This is a genomic window from Rossellomorea aquimaris (genome assembly GCF_001877785.1).
Lineage (GTDB): Bacteria > Bacillota > Bacilli > Bacillales > Bacillaceae_B > Rossellomorea > Rossellomorea aquimaris_A.
Map to the genome: position 1 here is coordinate 268378 of NZ_MINN01000085.1, position 20393 is coordinate 288770.

Sequence of the window (20393 nt, forward strand, 5' to 3'; positions counted from 1 at the left end):
TAGTAACCGAAAAATGGGAGGGGGCTAAGTATGAATTCATATCGTTATCAAACTCGTTATCAGACACCGTATTTTCCTTATCCAAATCCACATCAGGCTGCTAATCAATATATGGTTCCTTTACCAAACTTGCCTATGCAGGGAGAAGGTCAGTACTATACTTCGCCAGTTCAGTATTCACCCGAATCTGTGCGCCCGAACGATCAAATGTACCAGACTGGTTACACGAATCCATATTTTGAAAATCCTCTTCAACATGAAGAATATAATCCCTATCAGATGAAAGCAATGCAGCAGCAGGAATACGCTAATCCATATCCAAAGGCATCCTTTATGGCGAAACCTTCCAAATCCGGAGTGGGCAGCATCATGAACTCGTTCAAGTCCCAGGACGGCTCATTCGATTTCAACAAAGCAATGAATACTGCAGGGCAAATGATGGGCGCAGTAAACCAGGTTTCTTCACTTGTGAAAGGGCTTGGCGGTATATTCAAGATATAAAAATATAACAAAAAGAGCAGCTGAGGCGCTGCTCTTTTTGTTATTTCTTCAGTCAGGTTTCTTACATACATCATTTTAATCAATGCTGATTCTTTTTCCGGATTGCTTCTCCACTTTTATTTGCAGTAATCCGTCCTTATAAGAAGCTTTAACATTTTTTTCATTTACTACTGATGGAAACGGGATGGTACGGCTGCTTCTGTTCATCGTCTGTTTTCTTTTAATTACTTGGCTTTTTGTATTTTCCTCAGAATATAGTTCCATATTGATTACAGTGATGGTGACAAAGTTAGGGAATACCTCCAGGTTTATTTGTTCTTTTTTAACGCCAGGCAATTCTGCCGTAATCAGGTAATAGTCATCATTTTCTTTAAAATCAACAGGAAAGGAATTGAATGGGTTTGAGGCAGAGGTAAAGAAGTCATCAATACTCTGCAGCATGCCCCTCATAGGTTTTTCGTGAAAGAATTCATTCATTGACTGCATCAGGTCTCCAAACCCGTTTTTCTTTGATGGGTCATTTGAAAAATGGCTGTGCATGGAAGGTATCTCCTTTCGGTCAGGTCAGATCTTTTCATATTAATGTATGAACTGATTGTGCAATTGTGCCTATCTCACCTTTGTTTAAAATCATGTCACCCGAGGAAAAGTAATAAGAAATTCCACAAAGGGGGAAATGGTATGCAAAGGCAGCACATTGGAGGGTTCGATCTGGCTTATCAAGACCGGGGTGAAGGGGAGGAGACTGTGATCCTGCTTCATGGATTCTGCGGCAGTTCTTCATATTGGCAGGAAGTGGTTCCTTTACTTGACTCCTGCCGTGTAATAACAATCGATCTCAGAGGACACGGCCAATCGGGAATAAGTGACTCTGCATTCACTATTGAAGATATGGCGAAAGACATCAATTATTTCATGGATCAGAAGCAATTGGAAAATGTCTATTTATTCGGTCATTCGCTTGGCGGATATATTACGCTCGCATTTGCAGAATTATTTAAGGGAAAATTAAAAGGATACGGGCTTATCCATTCCACCGCTTTTGCCGACAGTGAGGAAGCAAAAAAAAATCGGCTGTCCTCCATTGAAAAGATCAAGAAAGAGGGGATGCATTCATTTGTGGATGATCTAGTTCCAAATCTTTTCAACCCCGAGAGACAACAGGAACTAAAAGAAAAAATACATGCTGCGAAAGAGATAGGGTATGAAACCAGCCCGATCGGAGCCATTCAAACCCTTAAAGCAATGAGGGACAGAACAGATCGTTCGGATGTTTTGAAAAACAGCAATCTCCCTATCCTTCTTATAGCAGGAGAGCATGACGGGGTCATCCCTAAAGAGAGAGTATTCATCCACGAAGCGCCGCATATTCATTCGGAAGTCCTTCCCGAATCAGGACACATGGGCCTCTTCGAAGAACCGGAAAAACTTGCGTATATTTTAAAAGAGTATATTGTTAACCACCAATGATGACTAATTTGTTCCAGCAGTTGATTGGAGTGCAAGACGAAGACTCCTGCGGGAGAAGTGGCCAATCAGAAAAGCGGAAGGGCTTTGAAGAGAGGCGGGTGGCATAAGACGAATTGGCCTGGAAGGCGTTCTTTGCCTTCTTGGTCGATTTTGCTTATGAGATGTGCCTCTAAGCCCTGCAGCTGGACATGTGAGACCCCGGAGGCTCACGGGTAACCCGCGGAAAGCGTAGTCTTGCACGGAAATCAACTGCGGCATTATATTGGGTGAAAATGATAACGGCGAAGAAATTCGTCATTTTTTTATTTTTACATTCGAACATAGATTCGCTAAAATGGTCTTTAGAGGTGAAGAAGATGTTTAAGAAAAACAACCTTCAGGAACTAATCGAGAAATTCAAGAAAGACGACCAATTCAACAAACAAATCATACATTGGCATACAATAGATGAAAAACCTGCAAAGTATACAGAAATCCCTGAAATGATCGATGAAAGGATAAAGACAGCGCTGAGAGGAAGAGGGATCGAAAAGCTTTACAGCCATCAGCGTGATGCATTCCGGCTGGCGATGGAAGGAAAAAGTTTCACAGCCGTAACGCCGACCGCTTCGGGTAAGACCCTGTGCTATAACATGCCCGTTCTGCAAACGATCATGGACGATCCGAATGCCAGGGCACTCTATATTTTTCCGACTAAAGCCCTTGCCCAGGATCAGAAAAGTGAGCTGAATGAAATCATCTCCGAAGCCGGTGCCTCCATCAACAGTTATACATACGACGGGGACACATCGGCAAATATCAGGCAAAAAGTAAGAAAAGCCGGTCATATCGTCATCACCAACCCGGACATGCTGCATTCCGCGATACTTCCTCATCATACAAAATGGGTATCACTATTTGAAAACCTTAAATATGTAATTATTGATGAGCTCCATATCTACAGGGGGGTATTCGGTTCCCACGTAAGCAATGTCATCAGGAGACTGAAAAGGATCTGCCGGTTTTATGGTGCTTCCCCTGTATTCATCTGCACTTCGGCAACCATTGCGAATCCCAGGGAATTATCAGAGCACCTGACTGGATCTGACATGGAACTGATTGATAAAAACGGGGCACCGAGCGCAAAAAAGCATTTTGTCTTTTACAATCCGCCGATTGTCAATAAACCGTTGAATATAAGAAGAAGTGCGACCCTGGAGGTGAGGAGGATTGCAGGAGAACTGTTGAGGAATAAAATCCAGACCATTGTATTCGCCCGCAGCCGGGTGCGGGTGGAGATCATCCTCACGTATTTGCAGGAATTGGTGAAGGGTCAATTAGGTGCAAAATCGATTCGCGGATACAGGGGGGGTTATCTTCCAACCCAGCGGAGGGAAATTGAAAAGGGCCTGAGATCTGGGGATATATATGGTGTTGTCAGTACAAATGCTCTTGAGCTGGGTGTGGACATCGGACAGCTTCAGGTTTGTATCATGACAGGTTACCCGGGGACGATTGCCAGCGCCTGGCAGCAGGCGGGTAGGGCCGGCAGGAGACACGGCGAATCACTGGTGATCATGGTGGCAAGCTCAAGTCCGTTGGATCAGTTCATCATAGATCATCCCGATTACTTCTTTGATCAAACACCTGAAACAGCCAGGATCAATCCTGATAATTTGATCATCCTGATCGACCACCTTAAATGCGCTGCCTATGAATTGCCTTTCAAAGAAGGGGAACAATTCGGTTCACACGATGTAGAGGATATTCTTGAATTCCTCGCAGAAGAGAGGCTTCTGCATAAGAACGGGGATAAATGGTATTGGATGAACGATGTCTTCCCGGCACATAATATCAGTCTTCGTTCCGCCTCTCAGGAAAATGTGATCATCATTGATCAAACCGATATTGCAGCAGTCAAGGTCATCGGGGAAATGGACCGGTTTTCAGCCATGACCCTGCTCCATGATGAAGCCATCTATCTGCATCAGGGAATTCAGTATCAGGTAGAGAAACTGGATTGGGAAGAAAAGAAGGCTTTCGTCAGGGAAGTGGACGTCGACTACTTTACCGATGCCAACTTAGCCGTTCAGCTCAGGGTATTAGAAACAGACAAAGAACGGAATACGGGATTGTGCGAAACGGCATATGGGGATGTTACAGTTCAGGCGATGGCCACCATTTTCAAGAAAATCAAGTTCGATACTCATGAAAATATCGGTTCGGGGCCAATCCATCTGCCCGAGGAAGAACTTCATACCAATTCCAGCTGGATATCCCTGAACGACAGTTCCTCCTTTACGCAGGAACGCCTTGAGGAAGGGTTGATCGGTGCTGCACAGAGTTTAAAGTCCATCATTCCGCTTTACGTCATGTGCGATCCGAGCGATATATTTGTGGTACCGCAGGTGAAAGCCGCGCATAATGAAAAACCGACGATCTTTATTTATGATAGATATCCGGGCGGAATCGGCTTAAGTGAAAAAGTATACGAGCAGATCGAGCAGATTCTTTCAGAAGCAAAAAGATTGATTGAAAACTGTCCGTGTCAGACGGGCTGCCCATCATGCATCGGAACGGAACATTCCATGAAAACGGCAAAAGCGGATACATTGAAGCTGCTTTCTTTATTCTTTGGTAAAAGCGGGGAGGGGGACCTGGGTGTCTCTAAAAAATAAATTGAACAGAATGAAAAAACATATTGTCAGGGAAGAGCCGGAAAACGTGAAGGAAAAAGCAGTCAATCTTGATATCGCGAATACGGATCTTCCATTTAAAGAGATTTGGAAGGAACATGGGACGACGTCTTACTTTGTGGATGCTGATTTTTGCCTGGTAAGGGAAAAAAGGTACAATCTTCAGCATCAGCACGGAAAATATAAGTTCCAGGATCTTTTAAAGGCGGTGGACGCATGGCAGGATTTCAACGGCACCCATCCCTTATCCTGCAAAGGACTTTCACCCGGGGACCTGTTTTTCTTTGATACTGAAACGACGGGTTTGGGAGGGGGAGTCGGCAATACGATCTTCCTTCTCGGGCACGGCAGGATCGAAGGGGATGAAGTGGTCGTCACCCAGCACTTCCTTCCCAGGCCCGGAAGCGAAATCCCCCTTTATCACAGCTTCCTGAAGCAAGTGGATTACAATGCTCTAGTCACCTACAACGGCAAAGCCTTTGATTGGCCGCAGGTCAGGACCAGGCATACGCTGATCAAAGAGCATGTCCCAAAACTCCCGTCTTTCGGACACTTCGATTTATATCACGGATCCAGAAGGCTTTTTAAGCATAAAATGGAGTCGGTGAAACTGATCAATGTGGAAAGGAAGGTGCTTGGCTTTGAACGAGTGGATGATGTACCCGGGTACCTTGCACCGATGATTTATTTTGACTTCATTGAAAGACAGGATCCAGAAGGCATCTTGAGAGTCATGGAACATAATGAACTGGACATTCTTTCTTTGATCAGCTTATACACGCATTTGACCTTTCAGCTGCTCGAAGTATCGGTGGCTTCCACAGATCAGGAAACCTTCGAGGCGGGCAGATGGCTTGAATATACCGGAAATAAGGATATGGCGAAAGAACGCTTTGAACATATCGTGAACGACAGAGGGGAAACCCATCTTGATGCCATTCATCATCTTGCCTTCCAATATAAAAAAGAAAAGGATTTCGATAAAGCAGCATCATTATGGGAGGGGATCTCAAGGAAGTGTCCGCTCCGGATGAAAACTGTCGTGCTTCAAGAATTGGCAAAAATCTATGAACATAAACACAGGGACTATGTGACGGCCCTGGAGAAATGCCGGGAACTTGAAATGGTCTTAAGTGAAGACTGCACTGAGGAAGGGGTAAAAGCAAAAAGGCTGGAAAAGCTTTATAAAAGGATAAACCGCATCACCTTAAAGGTTGAGAGGAATCATTTAACTTGATTTGAAAATATTTCTTTAAACTAGTAAAATATCGAAAATTTATGGTCCATTATCCTTATTTATATATTGAGAATTTTCACAAGTAGATGTAAAATGAATAATTGCGTGGAAATTATTTATGTTTAGATAGGATGATGAAAATGTACCGTGCAATATTCGTTTTATTCTTTGTTGTCATAGGTTTAACTGCCTTTTTCTTTTCGAATTACTCTGAGACTCTTTACAGTTTTATGTAAAAGTAAAAAAGATCATATTCTTCCATAATTCAGCGTAATTCCCAAAACACTAAAAATAGGTATTTTCATTAGTACATGTTCTCTATCCCTTTCATAGGCTATTAATGTATCGAAAACATGATGAAAGGAGAACATGACTATGTTTTGTAGACCAAGACCTAGACCCTGCCATGTGCTTCCCGCAGTTGTGCACCCAACCAAAAACTGCGTAAACCAAACGTTCACCACTTATGAGGTGCCGCATATCCATCCGCAGCATACAACTACAGTAAACAATATCCAATATCAGCACAAGCATTACTTCCCTAAAACTCAATCCGCAGTGGACAGCGTGACAAACCAGCAATTCAATTGCGGCGGTGGACCAGGAGGACCGGGTGGACCAGGATTTGGCCCGCGCCCGCGCCCGCCATTCGGACCATATTAATTCAATGCCAGTGCAATAAGTAAAACATTCGACTTTGGGGACTTCAATGATTCTTATCCAAAATGGGAATTTGTTGGAGTCGCCATTCTTATTTTAAGATGAGATAAAAAAGGAACACATTCAGATAATATGTTACAATAGACAGTAAAGAATTGGGCAGACTATTATATATCCGGATAGTATGCCTGCTAAAAGGAGTTTTGCATCTTGGGCAAAGTTGCATGCCTGACAGGTTATAAATCCTTTGAGCTGGGAATTTTCAAGCAAGACGATAAAGCGGTTCATTACATAAAACAGGCATTAAGAAAAGAATTGCTTTCCCTGCTGGACGAGGGTCTCGAATGGGTGACGATCAGCGGGCAGCTGGGTGTGGAATTATGGGGTGCCGAAGTCGTGTTTGACCTCCAGGAGGAATACCCGGAATTGAAACTGGCGGTGCTGACACCCTTTCTCAATCAGGAAGAAAACTGGAATGAAAGTAATAAGGAATATTACGAAATGATACTCAGTCAGGCTGATTTCGTCGATTCTGTATCCAAAGAACCTTACAAAAGTCCGCAGCAATTCAGAAACCGCAATATTTTATTCTTGAACAAGACACAGGTTCTAATTATATTATTCGATGAGGAAAAAGAAGGCTCACCAAAATATTTTTATGAGGAAGCCTTAAGGTATAAAGAAAGCAATCCTGATTTTGAAGTCAGGTCCATCTCCTTTCAGGATCTGCAATGGGTAGTGGAAGAAGAACAGTGGAAAAACGAATGAGTTTGTTATTGATAATTAAGCAGGATTCCTGCTTTCTTTAAAATGATTGACAAAGTGAAGGTAATTTGAAAAAATGAAAAAGATTAATGCAGAGGTGAATGTGATGATTTCAGATAAAGTGAAGTTAACGGCTAAAGATATTCTGGAAAAAGAATTTAAAAGCGGTATGCGTGGCTACAAGTCCGAAGACGTAGATAAGTTCCTTGATTTGATAATAAAAGACTATGAAACCTTTCATCAGGAAATAGAAGAACTTCAACAGGAGAATCTGCGCTTAAAGAAGCAGGTTGAAGGAGCAAATAAGCGTCCTGCGGCTCAGCCTCAAGCGTCCGGCACCACAAACTTCGATATTCTCAAGCGGTTATCCAACCTTGAGAAACATGTTTTCGGGAATAAGCTTTACGATTAATCGAGTGACATTTATTGACTGTTGAAATAGAGAAGATATTATTATATAATAAACAATGCTGATCCTTAATAGCGTTTGGGTAATCGCTGCAGCTTACTGCTGTAGAGGAAAGTCCATGCTCGCACGGTGCTGAGATGCCCGTAGTGTTCGTGCCTAGCCAATTCATAAGCTAGGGCAGCTCAAGTTCTTGAGTTGACGGCAGGGAAAATACCTACGTCCTTTTCGGATATGGTATGACTACCTTGAAAGTGCCACAGTGACGAAGTCCTGTTAGAAATGGCAGGAGTGGAACGAGGTAAACCCCACGAGCGAGAAACCCAAATTTGGTAGGGGAACCCTTTTGGAGGAAACGAACGAAGAAAGGGACAAAGGTAACCCTTTGTAGATAGATGATTACCGCCTTAGTACGAGATGACAAGTCGCTTGCAGTACAAAGGAACAAAACATGGCTTACAGAGCGCTATTTCAGGAGAAGACAATCTTTTTGACTACAAACCCAAGTGACTGATCCATTCAGGTATACATTACCTTTGGCATCAGTCCTTTTTGTTTTTCAGCCTCTATTTAAGGAGGAGGCTAAGACAGCAGTTTACAAATATAAGAAATCGAACATACTGTGTAATTGAATCGAGACGGACGAGGTGTTTTGAATGGGTACATATACATTGATTGCCACAGCAGCCATGGGACTGGAGGCAATCGTAGCACGGGAAGTGAAGGACTTGGGGTATGAATGCCAAGTCGAAAACGGGAAGGTCCTTTTCAAAGGGGATGAAACAGCGATTGCGAGGGCCAATATGTGGCTTCGTACAGCGGACCGGATCAAGATACTGGTGGGCGAGTTCAAAGCTTATTCATTTGATGAACTTTTCGAGAATACCAAAAAGCTCCCTTGGGAAGGTTACTTGCCTGAAGATGCGGAATTCCCTGTGCAGGGGAAGTCTGTCAAATCCAAGCTTTACAGTGTTCCCGACTGTCAGGCCATCGTAAAGAAGGCCATCGTCGAAAGGTTAAGGACAGCATATAAACGCACATCCTGGCTGGATGAAACAGGACCGCTTTATAAGATCGAAGTGGCGATTCATAAAGATAAAGCCAGCATCACGCTGGATACGAGCGGGCAAGGCCTCCACAAAAGAGGGTACAGGATCGGTCAAGGGGAGGCTCCCCTTAAAGAAACACTTGCCGCTGCCCTGATTAAATTGACAACGTGGAACCCTGACCGCCCTTTCCTTGATCCATTTTGCGGTTCCGGGACGATTCCCATTGAGGCCGCCCTAATCGGACAGAATATAGCTCCCGGGTTCAATCGGGAATTTTTATCAGAGAATTGGTCTTTCATACCATCTGGCATTTGGGATAAAGTCCGCATGGAAGCGGAAGATCTGGCCAATTATGACCAGCCGCTCGAGATAATCGGTACGGATATCGACCACAGGATGGTCAAAGTTTCTAAAGAAAATGCCCTGGAGGCAGGGCTCGGGGATTTGGTGAAGTTCAAACAGATGCAAGTCAGGGATTTCACAACAGATCTTGAGTATGGTGTGGTAATCGGCAACCCTCCTTACGGTGAAAGGCTGGGGGAAAGGCCGGAGGTTGAGCGTATGTATAAAGAAATGGGACAGGCATTTGAAAAACTGGATACATGGTCTGTCTATATGCTCACTTCCCACGAAGACTTTGAACGGTTCTACGGCAAGCCTGCCACCAAGAAACGCAAGCTCTTCAATGGATTCATCCGGACTGATTATTATCAGTATTGGGGACCGCGTCCGCCAAGAAAAGAAAAGCCTGAATAAATGATTATGAATAAATCCGGCGCTTCCTGCGTATAATAGTGCTATCATTTTTAGGGGAGTGAAAAGAGGATGGAACATTCTCTGACGGATTATCACAAAATTTATCAGGCACTGGAGGGCTCTTTGTCATCCATCGCTTATGAAAATGAGGGGACAGAGAATATACAAGAGACCCTCATGGCCGCAAAGGTGAATTTAAACAGAGCATTTCAATACGAACTGCTGAGACAAAACAGAATATATGATTAAAACAGGGACGCTCCATTCAAATGGCAATATCCCATTTGGATGGAACGTTCTTTTTTGTGGAGCAGGAAAGTGACAGGCTTTTTACTGCCTGATGACTTTTTAATAGATTCACAGTATAGAGGGATGCAGGAGGACATTATGAAAAGAAAACTACCTTTCGAATTATCAAAAGAACAATCCTTTTACGAAGCACTCTCAGATTGGATCGGGGATGTATTCTACGATATCCTGCCTGATAAAGGATTCGACCTGCGTGATGAACAAGTTTTCATGGCTTTTCAACTAAATAAGGCATATAAAGAAAAACAAGTCATGTTTGCAGAAGCTGGAGTCGGCACCGGCAAGACATTGGTCTATTTGCTGTACGCTTTGTCCTATGCGAGATATACCGGCAAGCCTGCCATCATTGCCTGCGCGGATGAAACCCTGATTGAACAGCTTGTGAAAAAAGACGGTGACATTGAAAAGCTGGAAAAGGCGCTTGACCTGAATATAGATGTCAGATTGGCCAAATCAAGGGAACAATATCTCTGTATAAAAAAACTGGAGGAAAAACTCTCCGTGAATGAAAGCTTCCATGACATCTGGGAGGGCCTGCCTGAATTTGTCCATGAGAATAACTCAATGAACAAATTCAAGCATTACGGAGATCGTAAAGAGTATGCACATCTGCCTGATGAAGATTGGAATGAAATCGGGTGGGATTCCCTTCAGGACTGCATGTCATGCGTTTACCGCCATCGCTGCGGCCAGACCCTTCACAGGGAGCATTATCGCAAGTCGGCGGATCTGATCGTATGTTCCCATGACTTCTACATGGAACATATTTGGACGAAGGATTCCCGCAAGCGGGAAGGACAGCTGCCGCTTCTCCCCGAGGCAAGCTCGGTCGTTTTTGACGAAGGGCACCTTTTGGAATTTGCCTCTCAGAAGGCGATGACTTACAGGATGAGGATGGAGACATTGGAAAGCCTGCTTGAAAAATTATCGGCTTCAGATATGAGGGAGTCTACTCTTTATCAGATAGAAGACATCATGATGGCCAATGAAAGATGGTTCACGCTATTAGAGAAGGATGCTTGGTCGGAAATCGGGACGTCCAGGCAATATATCAACCGTTCATCCGCTGTACTGGAACAGGGAAAACAATTAACAGACAGTATCGAGAGCCTTTTGAATGAGCTGGTATTCGAATCTGAAATGTATGTGATGAATGACTATTTACTGAAGGTTGTAGAGGAGTATCTAGAGCAGATTCAGTACTCGCTTAAATTATTCCTCGAAGATGAAAAAGGGATTTACTGGCTCGAGGCATCGGAGGACGAGCATACGTTTGTCGTTATGCCGAGACTGGTGGAAGAAATCCTAAGAACGAAAGTATTCTCGCAAAATATCCCGTTCATCTTCTCATCAGCCACATTGTCGTATAACAATGATTTTTCATATGTTGCAAATTCGCTTGGGATCGGGAAATTTGAAAAATTCTCAGTCGATTCACCATATGAATACGATGATATGATGAAAATGTTCATAGCTGATCGTCTCCCCGGGGATGAAGCTAAATTTAAATATGCGCTTGACCAGATCGGGGAGAACGAAGGGAGATCACTCCTGTTATTTTCTTCAAAAGAAGAGATGGACGCTTTCAGGGCTTATTACAAAAAAGAGTCCGGCCAGCCGTGGAAAGTAATTTTTGAAGGAGACAAGGAAATCAGCCTTACAGTAGAGGAATTCCAGCATGACCTCTCTTCTGTCCTTTGTTCGTATCATCTTTGGGAAGGACTCGATGTCCCGGGGGATTCCCTTTCACAGGTAGTGATCGTTTCCCTGCCTTTCCCGCCTAAAGACCCTGTATTTGATGCTAAACGAAAGCATGCCGTGGACCCTGCCGGGGAAGTGGACACCCCATATATGCTCCTTCGCACGAGACAGGGAATCGGCCGTCTCATCCGTACAAATGAAGACAGCGGAAAGGTTCACATCTTATTAAACGAGGAAGAAACGGCATTCAAAAAAGTGCTCCAAACTATCCTCCCCGTGGACGAAATGAAAATGGAAGTGTAATTAATATGTTGCTGACATAATAATGTTTTAGCCTAAGTGAAACCCGAACTAATATCCCCTATAAGAGGGGCAAATTGGTTCGGGTTTTTTGTTTGAATGTACCGTCATAAGTGACTCTATCCAGCGGTTGATTGGAGTGCAAGACTCAGACTCCTGCGGGAAGAGTAGCTAATGTGAGACCCCGCAGGGAGGTACGACCGAGGAGGCTCACGGGCTGCCCGCGGAAAGCGGAGTCTTGCACGGAAATCAATAGCGGTGTTTAGAGAACGCTCCAGAATCTTTGTCTTACACTATGATTTTTAGTTTTCCCTCCATTGCAAATTCTTTTAGAAGTATTTGTCAGAAAAATATGATAAAATGGAGGGGATGTTTACTAAGGGGGCTTTAATATGAGAGAAGAATTAGTAGAAATGAAAGACAGCTTTCTCGACTATGTAAAGAAAATGACAGCGTATAACGAGGCACTTGGACTTTTATTCTGGGATTTACGGACAGGTGCTCCCAAAAATGGTGTGGAGCAGCGTTCAGAAGTCATCGGGATGCTTTCATCCGAATTATTTGCCATGTCCACTTCGAATGATATGGCTGCTTATCTCGCTAAGCTGTCTCCAAACAAGGATGAGCTGGATGAAATGACACAAAAATTGCTTGAGGAGTGCCAGAAAGATTATGACCGGAATAAAAAAATCCCGTCATCCGAATACAAAGAATATGTCATTCTTCAATCAAAAGCAGAAAATATCTGGGAAGATGCTAAATCCAAAGCGGACTTCAACATGTTTCAGCCGTATTTAGAGAAACTCGTATCTTATACGAAACGGTTCATCAGCTATTGGGGATATGAGAACAATAAATATGATACCCTCCTTGATATGTATGAACCAGGGGTGACGGTAGAAATCCTAGACAGGGTATTCGGCGAATTGAGGGACAAGATCGTTCCACTGGTACATAGAATATCAGAATCAGAAAACAAACCAAAGACGGAATTCCTATATGAACATTTCCCAAAAGAACAACAAAAGGATTTCAGTTTGAAGATCCTTGCTCAAATGGGGTATGACTTCAATTCCGGAAGGCTTGATGAAACCGTTCATCCTTTCGCAATCGGTTTGAATCCAGGCGATGTGAGAGTTACAACGAAATACGACGAAAAAGATTGGCGTACTGCTGTTTTCGGCACGATTCACGAAGGAGGGCACGCCCTTTACGAACAGAATATATCAGAAGACCTGACCGGGACGCCATTATGCTCTGGTACATCGATGGGGATACATGAATCACAGTCATTATTTTATGAGAATTTTGTGGGAAGAAATTATTCGTTCTGGAAACAGAATTATGATTTGCTAAAACAATATGCCGATGGACAATTCGATTCAGTGGATCTTGACCAGTTTTATCAAGCGATCAATGAATCAAAGCCTTCATTGATCAGGATAGAAGCAGACGAACTGACATATGCCCTGCATATCATCATTCGCTACGAAATTGAAAAAGGCTTGTTCAATGACGAAATCGAAGTGAAAGACCTGCCTGAAATCTGGAACCAGAAGTACGAAGAATACCTTGGAATCAAGCCTGCAAATAATGGTGAAGGCGTGCTACAGGATGTTCACTGGGCAGGCGGCAGCTTCGGATACTTCCCATCATATGCATTAGGGTATATGTACGCTGCACAATTCAAGAAAGCGATGGAAAAAGATATTCCCGACTTTGATGAAATGCTCGAAAAAGGCGATCTTTCACTTATCAAAGAGTGGCTGACCGATCATGTTCATCAATGGGGAAAAATGAGAAAGCCGCTTGAGATCCTTGAAGAGGTGACAGGCGAAGGATTGAATGCTTCTTATCTTGCAGATTATCTCATAGAAAAATATACCAAAGTTTATTCACTTTAAAAAAAAGACCGCTTCATTAAAATCCTGAAGCGGTCTTTTTTTACTTTACCAAACCTTGAACCCTTTTGAAGGAGGCGGGCCATTTTGGAACATATCCATAAAAGGTACTGTGTAGGCAATCAGAATGAGTGCTGCGAGCACTGTGAGCCAAATTTTCCAGTTTTCGAGTACCATCGGTGTTTTTTCTGCACCCCCGGCCACTTCCCCGACGGGAAATTCTTCTTCCCCTTTAGGAGCGAAGAAAGCGAGGTTGATGAAAATGTATAACACAAGAATGATTCCGATGAAAAGGATCGTTCCCCCGACAGCCTGTGCAACCTGATAGGGAATCCAGTCGAGTGCCTGCGGAGCATCTCCATAGGTTGAGAAGGAAGAACGTCTTGGTGCTCCCAATAAACCGACAGCATGCATGGCGCCGGACATGATGCTCATCCCGGCTGACCAAACCACAGCCTGCACAATGGCCATTTTATTCATGGCCTTCGTCAATACTCGTCCTGTCAAGTGAGGGACCAGCCAGTAAGAAATTCCGAAGAATGTCAAAACCACTGAAGTGGCGAGTGTCAAGTGAAAGTGACCTGTTACCCAGATCGTATTATGGACAACCTGGTTCATCTGGTTGGAAGCGTTGATCAATCCACCTGCACCTGCAGGGATAAAGGCGACCATGCCGATGAAAGGAACGGTAAATCGTGCATCTCCCCAAGGAAGCTTCTTAAACCAGCCGAACAGCCCTGACCCGCCCTTGGAACGTCCATACATCTCAAACGTTGCAAAAAGTGAGAAAGCAGTCATCAATGAAGGGATGACAACCATGAACGTAAGAACAACCTGAAGGAATTTCCAGAATGCATCAATTCCCGGTTCCACCAACTGATGGTGAAAGCCGACAGGTATAGAGAATAAAAGAAATAGCACAAAAGAAAGCCTGGCCAATGCGTCGGAGAAGATTTTCCCCCCTATTATTTTCGGGATGATTGCGTACCATGCCATATAGGCGGGCAGTAACCAGAAATACACGAGAGGATGACCGAAATACCAGAATAACGTCCTGCTGATCAGTACATCGACTCTATCGACAAGACCGAGTGACCATGGCAGCAGCTGAAATAAAACAGTGCCTGCGACCCCTAAAGTCGCTACTATCCAAAGCACAATATTGATGACCGCCATGAAAGTCAGGAGCGGACTCGGTTCTCCTCTATGCTCTTTTCTCCACTCTGCATATTTCATGATCATCCCGGTGCCGCCTAACCAGCTGCCGACAACGACAAATGTCAATCCGAGATAAAAGATCCAATGAGCTTTCAGCGGAGCATAAAACGTGTATAGGACAGTCGCTTCGTTCAAAAGGATCATGACTGCCGACATCGCTGTCCCGATCAGCATCACCCAGAAACCGAGCCATCCGAACAGGCGGGATGTGCTTGAATAGGTGCCGGATGTCCTTGAAATGGCAGCATGCTGAAAACCAAGGATAAAGAACGTGGTCAATACAAGGCCAAGCAGTACGCCATGGACGGTAAGAACTTGATAATAGCCGATCCCTGCAGGCAGCGTGAAGGTTCCGGAACGGACCAGAACTTGTAACAGACCAGCAAGTCCCCCGAGTGCAAGTGCGATGAAACCGACATATATATGTGCCATCGCAAGTTTTCCATCTCTGCGGTCAATTTTTATAAAACGATCTGACATTTCAGTCCACCACCTTAATCATGGATTTCATTGTATGATGACCAACTCCGCAGTACTCGTTGCAAACGACTAAAAATTCGCCGGTCTTATCCAATGTTGTTGTATATTCACTGATGTATCCGGGTTCAAGCATCATGTTGATATTAGTCCCGGCAACCTCAAACCCGTGGATGACATCTTTGGTTGTTGCGATGATTTTCAGCCTGGATCCCTTGGGCACTTCTACTTCCCCGGGATTATAGAGGAAAGTGGAAGCCACAAGGACCAGTTCGTAATCCCATTCTTTCCCTTTGACTTTCTTTAATCCGGGTTCATCAAAAGGTGCGATCACGTCCACTTGTTCAGGGTTAATATAGGCCTTCGCGCTTGGGGGCTGATGGCCCTGGTGAAAAGCACTGATACCCAAAATGATTAAAAAGATAATAAGAGAGCTGGTTCCAAGGGTCAACCACCATTTTTCATAACGATGCATGTGCATGTTCAATCACTCCTTCTGCTTTAAAAACGATTAATGAATAGTAAGAATACACCGATCCATGAAAGTATAAGGAACCCTCCGAGCAGCAGGACGGAAGTCAGAGTCCCTTTAAGGCTTGATGAATCTTCCACTTTGGTTTTTGTTTTTCTGTTCAATTCAGGATTTGGCATCATGTTCACTCCTTTCACCTGTTAAAGGTGATATTCTGGATTACCTTAATCATAATCCCTTCGAATTACGTCCATCTGTGATAAATGTCACACCAAACCGTGATAATTGTGAAAGAAATGTGAAGTTCGTCACATGTCATTTCAATCATTACTTTAAAAAGGGAATATTCTCCTGTTCCAGCTAAAAAAGCTCAGCATACACTGAACTATCACGGCTATTTTTTGGGGGAGTAAAAATGGAAAAGTATTATTGCGACAGATGCTGTCAATTGTATACGAGGAAACAAAAGTGTTCTGTCTGCGGTTTGATGGCAGAAACGAAGATTCATATAAACGTGCATTGCCAGGGGACCAAAGAGGGTGGAGCGGCGGATCGATGAGAAATTGTGATAAAATAAAGAAGATTAAAAATAGACAGGAGTGTGGGGAATGTACTTACCATCTTTTTCGCTTGATAATAAAACAGCGGTCATCACCGGTGCCGGCCGCGGCATAGGGAGGGCATTAAGCATAGGCCTGGCGGAAGCCGGAGCGGACGTGGTCCTCTTATCGCGAACAAGAAATGATTTGGAAGAGACAGCAGCAATGATACAGGAAAAGGGGAGAAAAGCCCATGTCATCCCTACAGATGTGACATCAAGGGATGAAATAAAAAAGGCTGTGCATTACATAGAAGATCAAGGGTTGAAGATTGATATTTTAATTAATAACGCAGGGATGAACATCAGGTCAAATGCTTTTGAAGTGACGGATGAAGAATGGAAAACGATCATGGATACCAATTTGAAATCTGCATTTATGATGAGTCAGGAAATCGGATCACATATGAAGGATAAAGGAAAAGGGAAAATCATCAATATCTCTTCTGTTGCAGGGCATGTCGCCCTCCGGACAGGGGTGGTGTATGCCTCTACCAAAGCGGCGATGATTCAGATGACAAAAGTCCTGGCTTTTGAGTGGGGCAAACATAATATCAATGTCAACAGCATCGGTCCCTGGTATTTTAAAACGCCTTTGACCGAGGAGCTCCTTGAAAATAAGGAATATGTTGATGACATCTTAGCTGTAACCCCCCTGAAAAGGGTAGGAGAACTACAGGAATTGGTCGGCCCTGCAGTGTTCTTGTCCTCGGATGCCGGTAACTATATAACAGGACAAACATTGTTTGTTGACGGGGGAATGACCATTCAGGGATTTTAAGAGGTTGATTGGGCGGGTCGTGGGGACAGGTACCGTGACCCGTTTCTAATGAGGAAATCATCATGCTTTTTAAACGGATTTCACTATATATTGGTTCAATTCGATAAAATAGATTGGGATTCTTATGGTGCAAAGAGGTTGGCAGCCTGTCATTGAGGGTATATCGTGGACTGGGATTGTTCTTATTATCGAAAACGGACAGTTTATTATCAAAAATAACAATATATTATCAAAAACTCACATCATATTATCAATAACAAGAATATATTATCAAAAACGTCTATTCGACCTTCTTTATACCCGGCTGCATATCAATAGTTCCATAGCCCTCTGCTGTACCCCATGCGACCGAGTATCAACTGCTCCACATTCCTGCCGCACCCCATGCTATACCCCATGCTATACCCCATGCGACCGTGTAACAACTGTTTCAAATTCGAGATGTACTCAGGCCAAATTAAAAAAAGCGGTTACTCCATACCCGCTTTTTTTCGCTTAAATTATGGAACCGTCACTAAAAGAACATGGAACCGGCCTGCATCCTTGACAGTCAACGGAAGCTGTATGACCCGGTTATTCCCTATTATACTTGCCTCTCCTGTCATGACAGTCGGTGTTGTAATATCCACATTATGACCGCTGCTTGCAATCGCGGTCGCGAGATTTCCCACAATCATATTTCCTAATTCTCCCGCAAAAGACTCCAGCATCTCACCAGTTAGCGGCATTCCGAACATAAATGCTGCAAGGGATTGAAAGTTTTTTTCAGTTCCGTTGATGACGAATCTTCCCTGGACATCTCCGGTCATTCCTATCGAAACAGTGAAATGTTGATGTTCATACGGTGTTATTAGCAAGGTCGGTTCATCATGGGTTACGCTTAATGGGACGACACTTTTTAGGGCAGTCATGAAATGATGTAATAGATCGGTGATACTGCTGGTTAGCGTCATGTCGAAACCTCCGGAAATTTGTCAGATTTATTATACCATGTTCACTAGTATAAAAGACCTAAAAAGTTTTAGGCGTTGTAAATCTTCTTCTGCACTGAAAAAGAAAGTTTATACATGTTCTTTCACTTTTTGGTAATGCTATCCTTACATGGAAATCCGATAAGGAGAATGGTTGAAATGCCTAAAATAGTGAGTGTTGAAACAGAAATCCCGCCTTATAAAATCACTCAATCCGAAGCAGCGGAATTTGCCCGGAATTTATTTTCAGAAAGCTTCAGGGATATAGACCGCCTGCTGCCGATTTTCGAAAACGGGGAAATAGAAAGCAGGTACTTTGTCAGTGACCTTGACTGGTTTTCCAAACATCATTCTTTTCAGGAAAAGAATGATTTGTTTATCCGTTATGCTGTTGAAATGGGAAGCAGGGCAATTGAAAAATGCATGAAGAATAATGGGATCAACTATGAAGAAATCGATGCCATTTTCACGATATGCACCACCGGCCTTGCGACACCGAGTATAGAAGCAAGGATCATGAATGTCCTGCCCTTTTCATCCCATGTCAAACGCATACCGGTGTGGGGGTTGGGGTGCGCTGGAGGAGCGGCCGGCCTGTCCCGGGCCTATGAATACTGCCTTGCTTTTCCAAAGGCGAATGTACTGGTGCTTTCCATTGAACTATGCTCGTTGACCTTTCAGCATGGTGACCGTTCCAAAAGCAATTTAGTCGGTACTTCATTATTTGCAGATGGAGTGGCATGTGCACTCGTTAGTGGAGATGAGAGCTCTGCGCTAAATGAAATAGCACGTCCGCTGCCTTCGATATTTGCCACACAATCAACTACGTTGAAGAATTCACTCGATGTCATGGGCTGGAATGTTAAAAACGAGGGTCTTTATGTCGTTTTTTCAAAAGATATTCCAACCCTGGTCACAAATTGGCTGAGGCCGAATGTGGAAGAGTTTATTCATGCACAGGGGATAAAGATGGAAGAAATCAAACACTTTGTGGCTCACCCCGGGGGAAAGAAAGTAATCGAGGCGTATCAGGAAGCATTGGGGTTCGATGATCACATGACCCGGCATGCGCTGAAAACACTCAGGAAGTACGGCAATATGTCCTCAGTGACGATCTATTATGTCCTGAAGGAATTTCTGCAGGATGATTGCCAGAGAGGCGATATCGGCCTTGGAACAGCGTTAGGACCGGGATTCAGCTCGGAATTAGTATTGATGAGGTGGGATTGATGATATTTTTTATCCTTTTCTTTCTTGTTCTGGCCTTGCAGCGGGTGGTGGAATTAATCATTGCCCGCAAAAATGAAGAATGGATGAAAAAAAGGGGAGCAAAGGAGTACGGACAAAATCATTACCGGGCCATGGTGATAATCCATACTGCTTTCTTTGTGTCCCTTCTATTAGAAGCAGGTTTCTTTCATTCAGGGATTCATCCTCTTTGGGAATACCTGCTTGCAGGGTTTTTACTTACCCAGGCAGGGAGGATATGGGTCATTTCCTCATTGGGGAAATACTGGAATACGAAAATAATCGTCCTTCCCGACACAGAGGTGGTGGCCACAGGTCCCTATAAGTTTTTCAGGCACCCCAATTATCTTATTGTCACGGTTGAGTTAGCCATTATCCCCCTCTTATTCAATGCATATTGGACACTGATCATTTTTGCCGTACTCAATCAGCTGATCCTCTTAACACGGATACCGGTGGAGGAAGAAGCACTGAGCCGGGAAACGAATTACGAACATGTCCATTTCTCGACTCCTGGATGGATAGGCTCAGAAAAGAAAGAAAAATAAAATTTCTTATTGAAAATGATTATCGTTTTTGATAGGATGTAATTGAAGATGAAAATTATTCTCAGTTGCATGTCCTGAAACTAAAAATAAGGTGGCGAATGAAATGGTATGGTTTCTAATAATGATGACAGTGGTTACATATGGCTTCATAATGAAATTTGTCTTGTCTAATGTGATGAAGGATAGACAGCCGGTTCCAAAACCTGCATCTGTACAAACCAAAAACCAATCCTTCGCAGCACCCAATCTTATACCGACACAATCAACAAGATAAGTCTCCTTCAGTCGAAGGAGGCTTTTTATTTTCTCCAATTACAGAAAACCTGAATAGGATGTTAATAAGTCATTTC

Annotated in this window: 19 protein-coding genes and 1 other RNA gene; 15 read left to right on the forward strand and 5 right to left on the reverse strand. The window is 43.6% G+C overall.

From position 1 onward, the window contains the following. Nucleotides 1-30: 30 nt before the first annotated feature. Nucleotides 31-501: a YppG family protein gene (locus BHE18_RS11280; protein WP_071618663.1), complete on the forward strand. Its 471-nt coding sequence runs from the start codon at nt 31-33 to the stop codon at nt 499-501. Nucleotides 502-576: 75 nt separating this feature from the next. Here the strand turns inward: BHE18_RS11280 and BHE18_RS11285 are convergent, their stop codons facing one another. Further along, nucleotides 577-1041 carry an Hsp20/alpha crystallin family protein gene (locus BHE18_RS11285; protein WP_071618664.1) on the reverse strand — a complete coding sequence of 155 codons (465 nt, stop codon included), beginning with the start codon at nt 1039-1041 and terminating at the stop codon, nt 577-579. A gap of 141 nt (nt 1042-1182) precedes the next feature. Between BHE18_RS11285 and BHE18_RS11290 the strand changes: the two genes are divergently transcribed. The 11 genes from BHE18_RS11290 (at nt 1183) to BHE18_RS11340 (ending at nt 13733) form a co-directional block, all read left to right on the forward strand. Beyond that, nucleotides 1183-1971, forward strand: coding sequence for an alpha/beta fold hydrolase (locus tag BHE18_RS11290; protein ID WP_071618665.1), 789 nt, complete (start codon nt 1183-1185; stop codon nt 1969-1971). 356 nt (nt 1972-2327) lie between these two features. Further along, nucleotides 2328-4628: a DEAD/DEAH box helicase gene (locus BHE18_RS11295; protein WP_071618666.1), complete on the forward strand. Its 2301-nt coding sequence runs from the start codon at nt 2328-2330 to the stop codon at nt 4626-4628. Next, nucleotides 4612-5883 (forward strand): ribonuclease H-like domain-containing protein, encoded by a 1272-nt coding sequence (locus tag BHE18_RS11300; RefSeq protein WP_071618667.1) that lies wholly within the window; start codon nt 4612-4614, stop codon nt 5881-5883. Before BHE18_RS11295 ends, BHE18_RS11300 begins: the two co-directional genes overlap by 17 nt. Before the next feature lie 375 nt (nt 5884-6258). Continuing rightward, nucleotides 6259-6546 carry a CotD family spore coat protein gene (locus tag BHE18_RS11305; RefSeq protein ID WP_071618668.1) on the forward strand — a complete coding sequence of 96 codons (288 nt, stop codon included), beginning with the start codon at nt 6259-6261 and terminating at the stop codon, nt 6544-6546. A 207-nt stretch (nt 6547-6753) separates the two neighbouring features. Further along, a complete protein-coding gene (locus tag BHE18_RS11310) occupies nt 6754-7311 on the forward strand; it encodes a DUF1273 domain-containing protein (protein WP_071618669.1) in 558 nt (185 codons plus the stop codon). Between the two features lie 103 nt (nt 7312-7414). After that, nucleotides 7415-7720 carry a cell division regulator GpsB gene (gene gpsB, locus BHE18_RS11315; RefSeq protein ID WP_071618882.1) on the forward strand — a complete coding sequence of 102 codons (306 nt, stop codon included), beginning with the start codon at nt 7415-7417 and terminating at the stop codon, nt 7718-7720. Nucleotides 7721-7791: 71 nt separating this feature from the next. Continuing rightward, nucleotides 7792-8178, forward strand: an RNA gene (gene rnpB / locus BHE18_RS11320) — RNase P RNA component class B. A gap of 192 nt (nt 8179-8370) precedes the next feature. Then, nucleotides 8371-9519: a THUMP domain-containing class I SAM-dependent RNA methyltransferase gene (locus BHE18_RS11325; protein ID WP_071618670.1), complete on the forward strand. Its 1149-nt coding sequence runs from the start codon at nt 8371-8373 to the stop codon at nt 9517-9519. A 69-nt stretch (nt 9520-9588) separates the two neighbouring features. Continuing rightward, nucleotides 9589-9768 carry a hypothetical protein gene (locus tag BHE18_RS11330; protein ID WP_071618671.1) on the forward strand — a complete coding sequence of 60 codons (180 nt, stop codon included), beginning with the start codon at nt 9589-9591 and terminating at the stop codon, nt 9766-9768. 138 nt (nt 9769-9906) lie between these two features. Next, complete coding sequence (locus BHE18_RS11335; protein ID WP_071618672.1) at nt 9907-11832, forward strand: ATP-dependent DNA helicase; 1926 nt, start codon at nt 9907-9909, stop codon at nt 11830-11832. Between the two features lie 389 nt (nt 11833-12221). After that, nucleotides 12222-13733, forward strand: a complete 1512-nt coding sequence (locus BHE18_RS11340) for a carboxypeptidase M32 (protein WP_071618673.1) — start codon at nt 12222-12224, stop codon at nt 13731-13733. Between the two features lie 45 nt (nt 13734-13778). On the opposite strand, the gene BHE18_RS11345 is transcribed toward BHE18_RS11340, so the two are convergent. From BHE18_RS11345 to BHE18_RS11355, 3 genes are read right to left on the reverse strand one after another with little or no spacing between them, the layout of a single operon-like run. Beyond that, nucleotides 13779-15428 (reverse strand): b(o/a)3-type cytochrome-c oxidase subunit 1, encoded by a 1650-nt coding sequence (locus BHE18_RS11345; RefSeq protein WP_071618674.1) that lies wholly within the window; start codon nt 15426-15428, stop codon nt 13779-13781. A gap of 1 nt (nt 15429) precedes the next feature. Continuing rightward, nucleotides 15430-15906 carry a cytochrome c oxidase subunit II gene (locus BHE18_RS11350; protein ID WP_071618675.1) on the reverse strand — a complete coding sequence of 159 codons (477 nt, stop codon included), beginning with the start codon at nt 15904-15906 and terminating at the stop codon, nt 15430-15432. 20 nt (nt 15907-15926) lie between these two features. Next, nucleotides 15927-16079: a cytochrome c oxidase subunit 2A gene (locus BHE18_RS11355; protein WP_440480389.1), complete on the reverse strand. Its 153-nt coding sequence runs from the start codon at nt 16077-16079 to the stop codon at nt 15927-15929. 426 nt (nt 16080-16505) lie between these two features. Here BHE18_RS11355 and BHE18_RS11360 point away from each other — a divergent pair, with 426 nt between their 5' ends. Continuing rightward, the gene (locus BHE18_RS11360) at nt 16506-17276 is read left to right on the forward strand and encodes an SDR family NAD(P)-dependent oxidoreductase (protein ID WP_071618677.1); all 771 of its coding nucleotides are present in this window, start codon (nt 16506-16508) and stop codon (nt 17274-17276) included. 500 nt (nt 17277-17776) lie between these two features. Here BHE18_RS11360 and BHE18_RS11365 read toward each other — a convergent pair whose 3' ends face one another. Further along, nucleotides 17777-18229 carry a chemotaxis protein CheX gene (locus BHE18_RS11365; protein ID WP_071618678.1) on the reverse strand — a complete coding sequence of 151 codons (453 nt, stop codon included), beginning with the start codon at nt 18227-18229 and terminating at the stop codon, nt 17777-17779. 177 nt (nt 18230-18406) lie between these two features. Between BHE18_RS11365 and BHE18_RS11370 the strand changes: the two genes are divergently transcribed. Both BHE18_RS11370 and BHE18_RS11375 read left to right on the forward strand, forming a co-directional pair. After that, entirely contained in the window at nt 18407-19477 is a 1071-nt protein-coding gene (locus tag BHE18_RS11370) for a type III polyketide synthase (protein WP_071618679.1), read from the forward strand. Next, the gene (locus tag BHE18_RS11375) at nt 19477-20043 is read left to right on the forward strand and encodes an isoprenylcysteine carboxyl methyltransferase family protein (RefSeq protein ID WP_328585878.1); all 567 of its coding nucleotides are present in this window, start codon (nt 19477-19479) and stop codon (nt 20041-20043) included. The genes BHE18_RS11370 and BHE18_RS11375 overlap by 1 nt, the downstream gene beginning before the upstream one ends. Nucleotides 20044-20393: the final 350 nt, after the last annotated feature.